The 15074-nt window shown below is 63.8% G+C and carries 14 protein-coding genes, 5 tRNA genes, 1 rRNA gene and 1 pseudogene; 6 read left to right on the forward strand and 15 right to left on the reverse strand.

The window, feature by feature from the left end:
• Positions 1-325: ribosomal RNA gene (locus HMA55_RS09180) — 16S ribosomal RNA — on the reverse strand; the annotation flags it as partial.
• A 178-nt stretch (positions 326-503) separates the two neighbouring features.
• Between HMA55_RS09180 and HMA55_RS09185 the strand changes: the two genes are divergently transcribed.
• Positions 504-833 (forward strand): hypothetical protein, encoded by a 330-nt coding sequence (locus tag HMA55_RS09185; protein ID WP_181192756.1) that lies wholly within the window; start codon positions 504-506, stop codon positions 831-833.
• A gap of 53 nt (positions 834-886) precedes the next feature.
• On the opposite strand, the gene murA is transcribed toward HMA55_RS09185, so the two are convergent.
• Both murA and ramA read right to left on the reverse strand, forming a co-directional pair.
• Positions 887-2137, reverse strand: coding sequence for a UDP-N-acetylglucosamine 1-carboxyvinyltransferase (gene murA, locus HMA55_RS09190; RefSeq protein ID WP_181192757.1), 1251 nt, complete (start codon positions 2135-2137; stop codon positions 887-889).
• Positions 2138-2181: 44 nt separating this feature from the next.
• Positions 2182-3024 carry an acetate metabolism transcriptional regulator RamA gene (gene ramA / locus HMA55_RS09195; RefSeq protein ID WP_181192874.1) on the reverse strand — a complete coding sequence of 281 codons (843 nt, stop codon included), beginning with the start codon at positions 3022-3024 and terminating at the stop codon, positions 2182-2184.
• A gap of 306 nt (positions 3025-3330) precedes the next feature.
• On the opposite strand from ramA, the gene cysK reads away from it, so the two are divergent.
• A complete protein-coding gene (gene cysK, locus HMA55_RS09200; RefSeq protein ID WP_181192758.1) occupies positions 3331-4272 on the forward strand; it encodes a cysteine synthase A in 942 nt (313 codons plus the stop codon).
• A 121-nt stretch (positions 4273-4393) separates the two neighbouring features.
• Positions 4394-4993, forward strand: coding sequence for a serine O-acetyltransferase EpsC (epsC, locus tag HMA55_RS09205; RefSeq protein WP_181192759.1), 600 nt, complete (start codon positions 4394-4396; stop codon positions 4991-4993).
• A gap of 5 nt (positions 4994-4998) precedes the next feature.
• Here epsC and HMA55_RS09210 read toward each other — a convergent pair whose 3' ends face one another.
• From HMA55_RS09210 to zupT, 8 genes and pseudogenes are all read right to left on the reverse strand, one after another.
• On the reverse strand, positions 4999-5289 hold the full coding sequence (locus tag HMA55_RS09210; RefSeq protein WP_181192760.1) for a GNAT family N-acetyltransferase: 291 nt from the start codon (positions 5287-5289) through the stop codon (positions 4999-5001).
• Positions 5290-5345: 56 nt separating this feature from the next.
• Positions 5346-5418: transfer RNA gene (locus HMA55_RS09215), tRNA-Phe, on the reverse strand.
• Between the two features lie 25 nt (positions 5419-5443).
• Positions 5444-5517 (reverse strand) — tRNA-Asp (locus HMA55_RS09220).
• Between the two features lie 63 nt (positions 5518-5580).
• Positions 5581-6033 (reverse strand): excinuclease ABC subunit UvrA, encoded by a 453-nt coding sequence (locus HMA55_RS11585; RefSeq protein ID WP_181192761.1) that lies wholly within the window; start codon positions 6031-6033, stop codon positions 5581-5583.
• 68 nt (positions 6034-6101) lie between these two features.
• Positions 6102-6637: pseudogene (locus HMA55_RS11590) on the reverse strand (ATP-binding cassette domain-containing protein); the annotation flags it as partial.
• A 26-nt stretch (positions 6638-6663) separates the two neighbouring features.
• Positions 6664-6740, reverse strand: a tRNA-Asp gene (locus HMA55_RS09235).
• A 1-nt stretch (position 6741) separates the two neighbouring features.
• A tRNA-Glu gene (locus tag HMA55_RS09240) sits at positions 6742-6814 on the reverse strand.
• A gap of 68 nt (positions 6815-6882) precedes the next feature.
• A complete protein-coding gene (zupT, locus tag HMA55_RS09245; RefSeq protein WP_374680611.1) occupies positions 6883-7671 on the reverse strand; it encodes a zinc transporter ZupT in 789 nt (262 codons plus the stop codon).
• A 61-nt stretch (positions 7672-7732) separates the two neighbouring features.
• Between zupT and HMA55_RS09250 the strand changes: the two genes are divergently transcribed.
• Positions 7733-8599 (forward strand): urea transporter, encoded by an 867-nt coding sequence (locus HMA55_RS09250; protein ID WP_181192763.1) that lies wholly within the window; start codon positions 7733-7735, stop codon positions 8597-8599.
• A gap of 12 nt (positions 8600-8611) precedes the next feature.
• On the opposite strand, the gene HMA55_RS09255 is transcribed toward HMA55_RS09250, so the two are convergent.
• The 3 genes from HMA55_RS09255 to HMA55_RS09265 form a co-directional block, all read right to left on the reverse strand.
• The gene (locus tag HMA55_RS09255) at positions 8612-10315 is read right to left on the reverse strand and encodes an alpha-keto acid decarboxylase family protein (protein ID WP_181192764.1); all 1704 of its coding nucleotides are present in this window, start codon (positions 10313-10315) and stop codon (positions 8612-8614) included.
• 140 nt (positions 10316-10455) lie between these two features.
• Positions 10456-10528, reverse strand: a tRNA-Lys gene (locus tag HMA55_RS09260).
• Between the two features lie 52 nt (positions 10529-10580).
• Positions 10581-12089, reverse strand: a complete 1509-nt coding sequence (locus HMA55_RS09265) for an acetyl-CoA hydrolase/transferase family protein (protein WP_181192765.1) — start codon at positions 12087-12089, stop codon at positions 10581-10583.
• A 189-nt stretch (positions 12090-12278) separates the two neighbouring features.
• Between HMA55_RS09265 and dusB the strand changes: the two genes are divergently transcribed.
• Positions 12279-13439 carry a tRNA dihydrouridine synthase DusB gene (dusB, locus tag HMA55_RS09270; protein ID WP_235961916.1) on the forward strand — a complete coding sequence of 387 codons (1161 nt, stop codon included), beginning with the start codon at positions 12279-12281 and terminating at the stop codon, positions 13437-13439.
• Between the two features lie 28 nt (positions 13440-13467).
• The gene (locus HMA55_RS09275) at positions 13468-14199 is read left to right on the forward strand and encodes a phosphate signaling complex PhoU family protein (protein WP_308239993.1); all 732 of its coding nucleotides are present in this window, start codon (positions 13468-13470) and stop codon (positions 14197-14199) included.
• Between the two features lie 79 nt (positions 14200-14278).
• Here HMA55_RS09275 and pstB read toward each other — a convergent pair whose 3' ends face one another.
• Complete coding sequence (pstB, locus tag HMA55_RS09280; protein ID WP_181192767.1) at positions 14279-15055, reverse strand: phosphate ABC transporter ATP-binding protein PstB; 777 nt, start codon at positions 15053-15055, stop codon at positions 14279-14281.
• Positions 15056-15074: the final 19 nt, after the last annotated feature.

Here is a 15074-nt window from a genome sequence, read left to right on the forward strand (position 1 = left end):
TATCTCAGTCCCAATGTGGCCGTACACCCTCTCAGGCCGGCTACCCGTCGACGCCTTGGTAGGCCATTACCCCACCAACAAGCTGATAGGCCGCGAGCTCATCCCACACCGAAAAAACTTTCCACAATGGCATCCAAACCATCGTCCTATCCGGTATTAGACCCAGTTTCCCAGGCTTATCCCGAAGTGCAGGGCAGATCACCCACGTGTTACTCACCCGTTCGCCACTCGAGCACCTCTGCAAGCAGAGGCCTTTCCGTTCGACTTGCATGTGTTAAGCACGCCGCCAGCGTTCATCCTGAGCCAGGATCAAACTCTCCACAAAAACGTTTCAGCAAGAAACAGGCCGTGAAAAGCCCAAAACCCAACCAAAAACACACCAACCAACACCACACAACGCAGTGCCGGACTGGCAAAAATCCAAAAATTACAAAGGTTCAAACACAACCGACCCCAACCCGACGGGGCAAAACAGGGCCGATCAAAAAACACATACGTGAAACATGTTCAACCACACCCCACGCACACTGAACCAAAAAGATGACGCGATTAGTTATTGGAATTCAACCACGCCACCACCGGCACACACCCAAACACAGGCACACACCAACACAGTGCACAACAAGGCAGGCAAACACACCCACGCAACAAAAGTACATTGGCACACTATCGAGTTCTCAAACAACACCAGCACACCCAACACCAACCCACACACAGTGAGCCAGCATCAAAGCGACTTTGGAATCCACCAGCGATTGTTTTCCTGCCCGCCACACAAACCAGAGAACATCATCTCGCTCTCCAGCGGGGCGTTGTCGGTCTCGCTGACTTAATATAAGTTACACACACCCCACACACAACACAAACCCGCAGCTAAACAACGGTTTTAAGCGCGCTCGACATGAGCCCCAAGCGCATTGAGTTGCTCTACAAACGCGGGGTATCCGCGGTCGATGTGGTGCACCTCGTGCACGGTGGTCACGCCATCAGCGACCAGGCCGGCGAGCACGAGCCCTGCCCCTGCCCTGATGTCGGAGGCCCACACGTCCGTGGACGACAACGTGTCGACCCCGCGCAGCATCACATGATGGCCATCCACGTTGGCGTCTGCGCCCAGGCGCATCATCTCGTCGACAAACCTGAAACGTGCCTCGAAGACGTTCTCAGTGATCACGGAGACGCCGTCGGCAATCGCGGAAAGCGCGATCGCCATCGGCTGCAGATCTGTGGGGAAGCCGGGGTACGGCAGCGTCTGGTAGTCAACTGCGCGGGGACGCCCGTCCATGCGCACGCGAAATCCGTTGTCGTAGGTCTCCACGTCTGCTCCAGCGAGCTTGAGCTTGGACAACGCGAGGTGCAGATGGCCGGGGGCAGCGCCGGTAACCGTAATGTCGCCCTGGGTCATGGCGGCCGCGTACGCCCAGGTGCCAGCCACAATGCGGTCCCCCACCACCGTGTGCTCGGTGGGCGACAGGGCTTCCACACCGTCTACGGTGATGCAAGAGGTGCCTGCGCCCTCGATCCGCGCGCCCATTGAGTTGAGCATGGTGCAAAGGTCTACGATCTCGGGCTCTCGTGCGGCGTTGTCCAGCACAGTTTGGCCCTCTGCAAGCACAGCCGCGGTGATGATGTTTTCGGTCGCCCCCACGGACGGGAAGTCCAGCTTGATGGAGGCCCCGGTGAGCTTGTCCGCCCGCGCCACCACGGCGCCGTGCTCGATATGCGTGGTCGCGCCCAGCTTTTCAAGGCCCGACTGGTGCATGTCCAGCGGGCGGGAGCCGATGGCGTCGCCTCCGGGCAGCGCCACGTACGCCTCGGTGCAGCGCGCAACCAGGGGGCCGAGCACCGCCACGGAAGCGCGGAATTGGCGCACGGCGTCAAAGTCGGCGTGTGGGGAAACCTGGGCCGGGGTGTGGATGCGCACCACGTCACCCTCGATATCCACGTCGCACCCGAGGCCGACGAGCACATCGCGCATCAGCGGGACGTCCAGAATCTGGGGGCAGTTGCGCAGCGTGGTGGTGCCTTCGGCCAGAAGGGCCGCAGCCATCAGCTTGAGCACGCTGTTCTTGGCGCCGTCGACGCGAACTTCGCCCGCGAGACGGGCGCCGCCTGAAACCAAAAACCGTTCTTTCACGTCCGCCACAGTACAGAACCGAAAGGACGTCGATAGGCGGAAGCTTAGGGCAGCGCCCCGATCCTGCGGGCGGCATTGACCGCCTCGTAGCGGGTGTGGGCGCCGAGCTTGCGCATGACGCTACGCAGGTAAGACTTGACCGTTTCGGCGCCGATGCCCATCTCGGCGGCCGCCTCCACGTTGGTGTGGCCGAGGGCCACGCAGGCGAGCACGTCGAGCTCGCGAGCGGACAGCTTCGTCGTCTGCTTCACGGCTACCGGGGAGACGAGCTGCTCGCACAGCTGCTCGAGCTCCTTGCGCAGGGCCTCGTCCTCCACGCGGTTGGTCAGCATCCGCAACTTGGAATGGGTGGCGCGCACCTGCTCCCACTCGGCGCCGTTCATCGCCCGGCCTGCTTTCGCGCCCGCGCGCTCCGCCCCGTCCGAAGTCCGCAGCGCCGCGTTGACCGCCAGCTCCTGCTCGAGCGTGCGCGCGGTCATCGCCACCTCTTCGATCACCTTGTCACCCAAGCGCACCGGCGAGTGGACGCCCACATAGAGCACGCCGCGAATTTCGCGGTGCACGATCACGGGCACTGCCACGATGGAGTGCAGCCCTTCGTCCTGGATCTGCTGGTCGTATTCGTGGGAGATGACGGACGCGCGGGTGTAGTCTGCGATGCCGACCGCGCGGCGAGTGGACACAACGCGCCCGCCCACGCCGGCCCCCTCGGCGATGCAGAGATTTTGTAGCGCCGGGGTGCGAAGGCCGATCCACTGCGTGATCTGGATCCTGTTATCGGGCAGGAGGGTGCCGTACATCGCGACCGGGATACCGGTTGCGGTCTTCAGAGCGGTCAGTGCCGCACGGATCGCGTCATCGTCGTCCTTGATGCGCTGAGCATCCATCGTCATACGTGTCGCCTTCCACCGTTCCGGGTGCACCCGTTGGGGGCACACAGAGCCGAATAGGACTCAAAAACCACTGCGATCATATCGCGCGAACGGGGGTAGCCAAACTTAGCCCCGCTGGTTGGACACGCAGCGCGGCACCCGCGTGCGAGGGTTCGGTGCGATTCGGAGGCACGCAAGATCCGCCCCCAACACGGGCATGAACCGCACGGTTCGCAGGAAACAAACCGTACGGTCTACTTTCCGGTGTATGCTCTGATTCGGACAAGCATTACACCGCGAAAACCCCAGGAGGGGATCATCATGGCAAAGATTGCAAGCAACGTTTTGGACCTTATCGGCGGCACCCCGCTGGTGGAGCTGAAGGATATCGCCGAGGCTCACGGCGCGAAGGCCCGCGTCCTAGCCAAACTGGAGTACTACAACCCCGCCAACTCCGTGAAGGACCGCATTGGCAAGGCCATCGTCGAGGCCGCTGAGGCCTCCGGCGAGCTCAAGCCGGGCGGCACCATCGTCGAGGCGACCTCCGGCAACACCGGTATCGCGCTCGCGCTCGCTGGCGCGGCGAAGGGCTACAAGGTCATCCTCACCATGCCGGAGACCATGTCCAACGAGCGCCGCGTGCTGCTTCGCGCCTACGGTGCGGAGATCGTGCTCACCCCGGGCGCGGCCGGCATGAAGGGCGCCGTGGAAAAGGCTAACGAGCTGGTGGAGCAGAACGAGGGCGCGATCTTGGCCCGCCAGTTTGAAAACGAGGCGAACCCGAAGATCCACTACGCCACCACCGGCCCGGAGATCTGGAACGACACCGACGGCCAGGTAGACATCCTCGTCGCCGGCGTGGGCACCGGCGGCACCATCTCTGGCGCGGGTAAGTACCTGAAGGAGCAGAACCCGGACTTCAAGGCTATCGCCGTCGAGCCGGCAGCGTCTCCCCTGCTTTCCAAGGGCGAGGCCGGCCCGCACAAGATCCAGGGCCTGGGCGCGAACTTCGTGCCGGGCACGCTCGACCGCAACATCGTGGACGAGATCATCACCGTGACCAACGAGGACGCGATCGCAACCTCCCGTGAGCTCGCAGTCAAGGACGCCATCCTCGGCGGCATCTCCACCGGCGCCAATGTCAAGGCGGCCCTCGAGGTCGCCGCTCGCCCGGAGAACGAGGGCAAGACCATTGTCACCGTTGTCTGCGACTTCGGCGAGCGCTACGTCTCCACCGTCCTCTACGAAGACATCCGCGACTAAGCCGCATTACACAGGCTGCTTATCGACGTCAGCTTCGCTCCCCCACGCCCCCGCACACCGCGGGACGCGTGGGGGAATCTTTATCTCCACGCGAAATGAACCGCTTGGTACACTTCGCCCCATGCTTTCCCTGGCTGCAAAGGTAATTTCCGCTGTCCGTGAGGACTTGGCAAATGCGCGCGACCACGATCCAGCCGCGCGCGGCGACGTAGAGAACGCCATTGTGTATTCGGGCCTGCACGCCATCTGGGTGCACCGCATCTGCCACGCCATGTGGGAGCGCGAGTGGAAGGGCCCGGCGCGGATCCTGGCGCAGCTGAACCGGTTCTTCACCGGCATTGAGATCCACCCCGGGGCGACCATCGGCCGCCGCTTCTTCATCGACCACGGCATGGGCATCGTCATCGGCGAGACCGCCGAGATCGGCGAGGGCGTCATGCTCTACCACGGCGTGACGTTGGGCGGCCAGGTGCTCACGCAAACCAAGCGCCACCCCACCATCGGCGACAACGTCACCATCGGCGCGGGTGCGAAGGTGCTCGGCCCGGTGACCATCGGCGCAGGCTCCGCTATCGGCGCGAACGCGGTGGTGACCAAAGACGTGCCGGAGAACTCCATCGCCGTGGGGATTCCGGCGAAGTTCCGCCCCCGCAAGTCGGAAGAGTGCGTGAAGTTGGTCGACCCCGACAACTACGTGGATCCGGGCAGCTACATCATCTAAAGCGTTCAGGCGAGCAGGTCCCGGTATTGGGGGTTTTGCTCGATGTAACGTTCCACTGCGGGGCAGGTGGGCGTCACTTTCAGGCGGTCCGCCCGGGCGTCGTCGAGAGTGGCCTGGATGAGCGGCTTGGACAAGCCCTGTCCGCGAAACCTCGGGTCCACCACCGTGTGCGGGAGATCCCGGACACCGTCACGGTCGGTATACGTGGCGAAGCCTGCCACCTCGCCTCCGACAACGATCTCGTACTGGCTGTCGGCTTCGTTCTTGCGCACATTAATTTCGGGATGCTCAGACATGCGGCCGACTATATGCGAAACCCCTTCCGCGATGCTGCGGAAGGGGTTTCTGTATGTGGCCAGAGCCAGGATCGAACTGGCGACCCCACACTTTTCAGGCGTGTGCTCTACCAACTGAGCTATCTGGCCGGAACTACTCATACAAGCAATTCAGCGACCCTGACGGGACTTGAACCCGCGACCTCCGCCGTGACAGGGCGGCGCGCTAACCAACTGCGCCACAGGGCCATATTCTATTGTTTTCGTGCCCGCTCCAGCGCGTTCGCACTGTCGCTTGCACGAGTTGATACATTACACAGACCCGTTGTGCACGGACAAATCAGCAGCGTAGGCAAGGTATCGTCCAGTTTCGGACCCGGTTTGCTCGTACGTATCGACGACCTGCCGCACCGTCCCCGCCGCAACCACCCTGCCGCCGGCGGAGCCTGCGCCCGGCCCAAGGTCGACGACATAATCGGCGCGGGCCACTAGTGTCAGGTTGTGCTCGACGACGATGACGCTAGCGCCAGAATCCACGAGTCGGTCAAACAGCTTCGCGCCGCGGAGCTGCAGCCATCCGGACGGCGCACGGGGATCATCCTTGAGCTCGACTCCGAGTGCGAGGCTCTTGCCAGTGCGCGTGCCGGAGCTGCGAAGTTGCTCCACTGTGCCCTCGAACACCACCTCGCCACCCTCGGTGCCAGCGCCTGGGCCGAGCTCGACCACGTGGTCCACGATTTCGATGGTCTGCGGGCGATGTTCCACCACCAGGACGGTGTTGCCCTTGTCCCGGAGGGCGATCAGCAGTGTATTGAGGCGGTTGATGTCCGCGGCGTGTAGGCCAACCGTCGGTTTTTCACCACAGTTTTCTTGCCCGTCGCGTCTGTGAGCGCGCCCCCGCCGGAGACGCTGGGCACGTTGAAGGAATACGCGCCCGGCCCGCCCGCGGGCGGCTCGGCGATGCGGGAAAACAACACGCGCAGCAAAACAACACGCGCAGCATCGGGGTGACGTCCGTGGCTGTGCCTACGGTGGAGCGCACGTTCGATCCCAGGGCGGATTGGTCCACCACGATCGCGGCGGTCACGCCCGAAAGCCCCACCACGTCGGGCCGCGCCATCGAGGGCATGAAACCCTGCACGAAACTCGAGTACGTCTCGTTGATCAAACGTTGGGACTCGGCGGCGATGGTGTCGAAGACCAGGGAGGACTTGCCGGAACCAGACACCCCGGCGAACGCGGTGAGCCGGCGCTTCGGAATTTCCAAGGAGACGTTTTGGAGGTTGTTTTCGTTTGCTCCGTTGACGACGATCGCGTCGTGGGCGTCGGTTTGAGTAGTCGCGGGGATAGCGTAGCCGTCGCAAAGCAAAAAGCCCGAGGCAAACCTCGAGCTGATGGCGACCCTGACGGGACTTGAACCCGCGACCTCCGCCGTGACAGGGCGGCGCGCTAACCAACTGCGCCACAGGGCCGTACCCCCAACGGGATTCGAACCCGTGTTGCCGCCGTGAAAGGGCGGAGTCCTAGGCCTCTAGACGATGGGGGCGCTGAATGACAGCTGCTCGATCATACGACAGCCCCACCCCAGCAACCAAACGAGCACTACAGTGGGGTTTACCCCGGCAAAATGAGCAGGCTGATGGCCATGACCGCCATGCCCGCGATGAGCCCGTAGATCGCGGTGTGGTGCCTGCCCGTCTTAATGGCCGTGGGCAATAGCTTGTCCATGCTGACAAACACCATCACTCCCGCGATAGCAGCGTAGGTGAGGCCCAGCGTTTCAGGGCCCAGAAACGGCCGCAGCACCAAGAAACCGATCACGGCGCCCAGCGGTTCTGCGAGGCCGGAGAGTGTGGCCCAGCCCGCCGCTTTCCATTTAGAGTCGGTTGCCTCGCGCAACGGCACCGCCACGGCCACGCCTTCGGGAATGTTGTGGATCGCGATGGCGATCGCAATAGGAAGCCCCAGCGTCGGGTTCTCGAGCGCGGATATGAACGAGGCGAAGCCCTCCGGGAAGTTGTGCACCGCAATTGCCAGCCCGGTGACCACGCCGACGTTGCGCATTGCCCCACCCGCATTGTCCTCGTGCGGGTTGATGTCTTCCGGCACGAACCGGTCGATCAACGCGATCACCGCGATGCCGGCGAAGAACGCAACCGTGCCCCACAGCTGTCCGCGCATCCCCTCGCCGTCAAGCCCATCGACGCCCTCCGGTAGCAGCTCCACCAGCGAAATATAGACCATCACGCCTGCGGAAAAACCCAGGGAGGCAGCGAGAAATCTGTCGCTCGGGTTCCGCTTGAGGGCGACGAGTAAACCGCCGAGGCCCGTGGCTAGGCCCGCGAGCAGCGAGAGCCCAAATGCCACCGCGACGGCGGAAAAACTCAGCGCTTCCATTTCCATACAGGGCAATCTAGTCTCCCGCCGCGCGAGTTCAGCCCCGGGGCACGTATATTCCCCCAGCATGGCTCCGATTCTCCCCAGGGTGTGTGCGTACTTCCGCGGGTTCTCCCAAATCTTCCTCACACAGAACGCGCTGAGCGGGTTGCTGATCGTCTGCGCGATGGCGCTGAGCAGCTGGCAGCTAGCAGCGCTCGCGATGCTTGGCAACGCCGTGCAGCTGGCCCTTGCCGCGGCACTGCATGTCGACGGCGCATCCCGCGGCCTCATGGGATACAACGGCGCCCTCGTCGGGGCTGCAGCCGCCGCCTCCGGCGCGCCGCTGCACATTGCGGCTGCCCTCACCGCAGCGGGCGCTGCCGCGGTGATTCCGCTGCAGCAGGTGTTTGACCGCGTCCCCCGTATTCCCGCCGTCACAGCCCCCTTTTGCATTGTTGCGGGGCTCCTTTTCGGCCCGCTGGGAAATCTGTGGGAAACAACCCCTCCGGTCGCGTCTTCACAGCTGATGACCGGTCTCACCAGCGGCCTTTTCGACGGTTTTTCCGAGGTGGTCCTGGCCGACGGAATTGTGCCTGGCCTAATCATCCTCGCCGCCCTGTGTGTCGCGTCCGTGCAGGTCGGCGGGTTCGCGTTGCTCGGCAGCGCGCTCGGTTTGGCACTCGCGTGGGCGGCGCACTTAGACGTGGTACCCGTCTCCACCGGCATGTTCAACTACTCGGCAGTGTTGACCGCCATCGCGGTGGGGACAGTGCTTTGGCCGCGCGCCGGCTGGGCGGCGCGCCTTACTGGCGCCGCAACGGGCGTGGTGCTCACCCTGTGTATCCAATGGGCGATGTCGGGTCTGCCCGTGCCCACATACACGTGGCCGTTTGTCATCACCGCGTGGATTTTCGCGCTGCTTCCTACCCCCGCCGAGGTCAAGCGGGGATAGTCCGCACTCGGCCTACTGTTGCTGAGCGGGCGGGCGGCCGATTGCGGCGGAGACCGGCTTGCCCCACTTGACTAGATCCTGGGTCATGTCGTCGTGGGGGATTTGGGCCTCGATCAGCACCGGGCGGCGGGTGTTCGCGCGGGCGACGCGGAGCGCGTCGCGAAGCTCGCCCGCTGTGGTGGCGGTGATCCCTATGCCTTCACCGTCCTCGGCGTTGAACGCCTCGATCAGGGCAGCGTAGTCCCAGTTCTTGTAGTAGTTGTACGGCCCCTCGTGCAGAGCAGACTCGATGACGTAGCCCGTGTTGTTCACCACGATGACGGTGATGTTGTCCTCGTAGCGGATCATGTTGCACACCTCTTGCGCGGTGAGCTGGAATGAGCCGTCGCCGACCATGAGGATGGTGTGGTGGTCCTGGCCCTTGGCCACTGCGTAGCCGTGCGAGGACGGCACGGACCAGCCGATGGCACCCCACTGCATCTCAATCTCAAAACCGGCGTCGGCGGGCAGCTGCATGTGCAGGCCGTTGAACCAGGAGTCACCGGTCTCGGCGAACAGGGTGGAGTTGCCGTCGAGCAACTCGTTGATCTGGTGCACCATCTCAGCGCGGGTGAGCTGCGCCGTGTCAACGGCAGGGGTGTAATCGGCCTGCTGGCCGGTGACGTCGTCGCGGTTGTACTGGTCGACGGTTGCAGTGTTTCGCTCCACCTTGCCGGCGAGCGCCTCGAGCACCGCCGCGATGGGCAGGCCGGTGTACGTGGCCTCGGGTGTGGTCACACCGTTTTCGGCGACCGCGATGTAGCCGCTATCCGACGGCACAGTGGTGGTCCACCCCACCGTGGAGTAGTCGGTGAACATCGGACCCGCCGCGAGCACGCAGTCAGCGAGGTCCACCATGGCCTCAACGCCCGGCGCGGAGGATGTGCCCAAGTAGTGCCCGATGTACTGCGGGTGGTCTTCGGGGAAGAAGCTCTTCGCGTTCGGCTGCACAGCCACGGCGCATCCGATTGCCTCCGCCACCCGCCGAAACGCCTCGACGGCACCGTACGGTCGCAGGTGCGGTCCAGCCAGCAGGAGCGGCTTCTCCGCGGCGTTGAGCTGGGCCGCAATCTCCGTGGCTGCCTTTTCCACTGCCTCGCGATCGTAACCGACCTCCCATGCCCGCTCGAACCGTGCCGGCTGGGGCGCAGGGCATTCGGCGTCCGCCAGATTAGACGCAATTTCGATGTAGCAGGGCTTGGACTCACGCAGGGCGGTGGCGATGGCGTCGTCGATCTTTGCCGGGGCCTCCTCTGCGGTGAGGATACGCACCGTCTTGCAGGTCACCGGGCGGAACATTTCCTCCTGGTAGGAGTAGTCCGTGGTGCCGATGGTGTGGTGCAGGAAACGCCCCGAGGCCTCGTCGTTGGTGTTGTAGCCTGCGGAGATGAAGATCATGGGCAAGCGCTCCGCGTACGCGCCGGCCACACCGTTGAGCGCTGAGAACGCGCCGACGTTGAAGGTGATCACGCATGCGGATGCGCCGTTCGCGCGGGCGTAGCCCTCGGCCGCGTAGGCGGCGTTGAGCTCGTTGGTGCAGCTCATCATCTGCAGATTCTCGTTTTTTAGCAGCTCGTCCAGGAGCTGCAGGTTGTAGTCGCCCGGGACCTGGAAGTAGTGCTCCAGGCCGATCTGCTCCAAGCGGGTGGCCAGGTAGTGGCCGACGGTAGTTTCCATGGTTCGCCTTTCCTCGACGGTGTAGGGGACACCAACGATAGGCACGATGTGCTTTGATAGCACCATAATCTCGGCGACTGGCGGCCTCGAGTGTGACGCACGAAACAAACCCCCGCCACGAGTGTGGCGGGGGTTGAAGGTGGGCCCTCCGGGGCTCGAACCCGGGACCTGCGGATTAAAAGTCCGTAGCTCTACCAACTGAGCTAAAGGCCCGCGAGGACTTATCGTAGCCCCCGGGACCACCGGTCCGGTAATCGGGTGGGGTTTAGCCCTCCTTCATCATCGTGCCGGTTTCCTCCATGCGCAGGTGGAAGTCAAAGGCGTGGCGCAGGTCGTGCGGCGTTGCCTGGTACTTGCACTTGGAAGCCAGCTCGACGTACTCCTCCAACAGCGGTCGGTACGACGGGTGCGCAATGGAGATCATCTTCGCCGGACGGTCGCGCGGCGCAAGCCCGCGGAGGTCGGCCACACCGTACTCGGTGATAAAGACCATGGCGTCGTGCTCGTTGTGGTCGATGTGCGAGGCGAACGGGACGATGGCGGAGATGGCACCGTCCTTGGCCACCGATGGGGAGATGAACGACGAAATGTAGGCGTTACGGGTGAAGTCGCCAGAGCCGCCGAGCGCGTTCATCAGACGGGAGCCGTTGATGTGGGTGGAGTTCGCGTTGCCGTAGATGTCCGCCTCGATCATGCCGTTGGAAGCAATCAGGCCCGTGCGGCGGATCACCTCAGGGTGGTTGGAGATGGACTGCGGGCGCAGGATGATGGACTCGCGGTAGCGCGACGCCTCGGCGTTCATCTTCTCCGCGTACTCCGGCGACAGAGAGAAGGACGTGGCGGAGGCGACGGTCATCTTGCCCGCGTCGATGAGGTCGACCATGCCGTCCTGGATCACCTCGGTGTACGCCTGGATGTTCTCGAACTTAGAGTCCATCAGGCCCGCCATCACCGCGTTGGGGACGTTGCCCACGCCGGACTGCATCACGTAGCCGTCGTAGGTGAGGCGACCCGCCTTGACCTCGTTTTCGAGGAAGTCCAGGAAGTTGCCGGCGATCTGCTCCGAGATCTCGTCTGGCGCCTTGAAGGGGGCGTTGCGGTCCGGGTCGTTCGTCTCAATGACGGCGACAACCTTCTCCGGGTCGATCTCAATGTAGGTCGTGCCGATGCGGTCGCCGCACTTGGTGATGGGGATGGGCACACGGTTCGGGAGCGGCGGCACGGTCCAGATGTCGTGCATGCCCTCAAGCTCTTCAGACTGCCAGGAGTTGACCTCGATGATGATCTTCTTCGCGGCGTTGAGGAACTCAACGGAGTTGCCCACGGAGGAGGACGGGACGATGTTGCCTTCCTCGGTGATGCGCACCGCTTCCACGATGGCCAGGTCAACCTCGCCGAAGAAGCCCTCCTCCACCATCATGCCGGAGTGGGACAGGTGGATGTCCTGGAACTTCAGCTCGCCGGCGTTGATCTTGTTACGCATGGTCGGATCGGACTGGTACGGCATGCGGTAGCGCAGCGCGCCGGCCTCCGCCAACACCCCGTCGCACTCAGGGGCGGTGGAGGCGCCGGTGTACATGTCGATGGAAAAGTCCTGGCCCTTCTCATGTGCCGCCTTCGCCTTTTCCGCAATCGCGGCGGGCATAGCCTTCGGGTAGCCAGCGCCGGTGAAACCGGAAGTGCCGACCTTGTCTCCGTGGTTGACAAACTGGACAGCCTCGTCGGCGGTCATGACCTTGTCGCGCAGCTTGGCGCTTGCGATGCGATCGCTCATGATGCTCCCTCAAATCATTTCGTACGGGTATGTAACAGTCACCACATTATTGTGACCTACGCCCTACTGCCATGACGGGCGCGGAGCTCGTCGCAAAGCAACTGCTTATCGACGCCCCCGTACCCCCGAACGGGCGTAGCCACCCCGATTGGACGGAAGGGCCGCCCCGCGGGAAGAATGAGCGGCACTATGACTGCAGTTGCCCCCGCCCTGACCATCGGCGGCATCGACCTGAACTCCCCCGTCATCCTCGCGCCGATGGCGGGGGTGACGAACATGCCGTTTCGCGTGCTCTGCCGGGAGATCGAGGAGGAGCTCACCGGCACCTCGTCCGGCCTCTACGTCTGCGAGATGATCACCGCACGGGCCATGGTGGCGCGCAACCAGAAGACCCTGCATATGACAGCGTTCGCCGACGTGGAGACTCCGCGGTCCATGCAGCTCTACACCGTGGACCCCAAGTTCACCTACGAGGCTGTGCGCATGATCGTGGAGGAGAACATCGCCGACCACGTGGACATGAACTTCGGGTGCCCCGTACCCAAGGTCACGCGCAAGGGCGGCGGCTGCGCGATCCCCTACAAGCGGCGCCTCTACGGCAACATCGTCGATGCTGCGGTGCGAGCGGCAGAAGGCTCCGGGATCCCCATCACGGTGAAGTTCCGCATCGGCATCGACGACGAGCACCACACACACCTCGACGCTGGACGCATCGCGTCCGAAGCCGGCGCCGCGGCGGTAGCGCTACACGCCCGCACGGGTGCGGAGCGGTACTCCGGCGCGGCCCACTGGGACGAGATCGCGCGCCTGGTGGAACACATGGACGGCACCGGCGTGCCCGTCATCGGCAACGGCGACATCTTCGCCGCGGACGACGCGGCCAAGATGATGGAGCAGACCGGCTGCCACGGCGTCGAGGTCGGCCGCGGGTGCCTGGGCCGGCCTTGGCTATTCGCACAGCTGGGTGCCCAGCTGCGTGGCGAGCAGATTCCGCCGGAGCCCACGCTGGGCCAGGTGGCGGGCATCATCTACCGGCACACGGAGCTGCTAGCCCAACACGACGGCGAGGACCACGCGTGCCGTGACATCCGCAAGCACACCGGCTGGTACCTCCGCGGTTTCCCAGTCGGCGGGGAATTCAGAAAATCCCTCGCCCAGGTGAGCTCCTTGGCGCAGCTGCGGGAGCGGCTGGCCCCAATTGCGGATTCCACCGATCTTGCCGAGCACGCCGACGACGCCCGCGGGCGCCAAGGCTCCGCGGGCAAGATCGCGCTGCCCGAGGGGTGGCTGGAAGACCCGGAGGACGACACTGTGCCGGAGGGCGCCGAAATTGAAAATAACGGCGGGTAACTACGCGTCTCCGCGTAGCATGAAACGCATGCTGCGCACCGTGTACAGGGAACATCTTGAGGCCTTCAACCAGGACGTCCTCGAAATGTGCGACACCGTGCGCGACATCATGGGCCACGCTACCGCCGCGTTGCTGGAGCAGTCCCTGGAAGACGCGGAGGCTGCGCTGACCGAAGCGGATTCTTTAAAAGACATCAGCCAGCGCTGCGAGGACCGCAGCATGCGCCTGCTGGCCCTGCAAAACCCGGTGGCCACCGACTTGCGCCAAGTGGTGTCCGCCATCTACATCGTGGAAAACTTCGAGCGCATGGGCTCGCTTGCCCGCAACATCGCGCTGCTTGCGCGGCAGCGTCACCCCTCCCCCGTGTACCCGGAGGCGCTGCACGGCTACGTCGAAGAGCTTGCCCGCCTGGTGCACGAGATGGGCGCGTCCACCCGCAAGCTCCTCGTCGAACCGGACGCGGACGCCGCCGTGGAGCTGCATACTATCGACGAGGGCGTGGACGACATGAAGTCCTTCTTGTGCAGCCTGGTCTCAGACCGGCAGTGGGAGTACACCACCCGTGAGGCCGTGGACCTGGCAATGCTGGCGCGGTACTACGAGCGCTACGCGGACCGTTGCGTGAGCGTAGCCAGCCGCATGGTCTTCCTCATCACGGGCCTCAAGCCTGAGGCGTACCTGCGCCAGCGCGACGAGGTGGACTACGACCCCGAGCAGAAGTTCGCCACCATCGAGCGCAAGTTCCGGATGCGTAAATAGACCCTTTGGCGCGGATGATGTAAAAACCGGCGACGCCCCTTGCGGTGGGGACCGAAGGGGCGTCAAGAAGCGGAAGGGCTTAGCCGAAGCGACCGGAGATGTAGTCCTCGGTCTCTTTCTGCTCCGGGTTTTCGAAGATGGTAGTGGTGTCGTTGAACTCCACCAAGTTGCCCGGCTTGCCGGTGGCCTCCAGGGAGAAGAACGCGGTCTTGTCGGACACACGGGCTGCCTGCTGCATGTTGTGGGTCACGATGACGATGGTGAAGTCGTTCTTCAGCTCGTGGATGAGGTCCTCCACGGCCAGGGTGGAAATCGGGTCCAAGGCGGAGCAGGGCTCGTCCATGAGGAGCACCTCGGGGCGCACCGCGATCGCGCGGGCGATGCACAGGCGCTGCTGCTGACCACCGGAGAGGCCGCCGCCCGGCTTGTCCAGACGGTCCTTGACCTCGTCCCACAGGTTGGCGCCGCGCAGGGACTGCTCAGCAACCTCCTTGAGCTTCTTCTTGTCCTTCTCGCCGGACAGGCGCAGGCCGGCAACGACGTTGTCCTCGATGGACATGGTCGGGAACGGGTTCGCCTTCTGGAACACCATGCCGATGGTGTTGCGCACGGCCACCGGGTCGACGTCCTTGCCGTAAATGTCGTGGCCGTCGAGGAGGATCTCACCCTTCACGGACGCGCCGGGGATGACCTCGTGCATGCGGTTCAGGGTGCGCAGCACGGTGGACTTGCCGCAACCGGACGGGCCGATGAAGGCGGTCACGGACTTGGCCGGGATCTGCATATTGACGTTCTGCACGGCGTGGAAGTCGCCGTAGTAGATGTTGACGTCGTTGAGTTCAAGCTTGGTAGACATCTGGGTTTCTCCTGGATGG

Origin of the sequence: Corynebacterium wankanglinii (assembly GCF_013601005.1) — a bacterium.
In the GTDB taxonomy this organism is placed as follows: domain Bacteria; phylum Actinomycetota; class Actinomycetes; order Mycobacteriales; family Mycobacteriaceae; genus Corynebacterium; species Corynebacterium wankanglinii.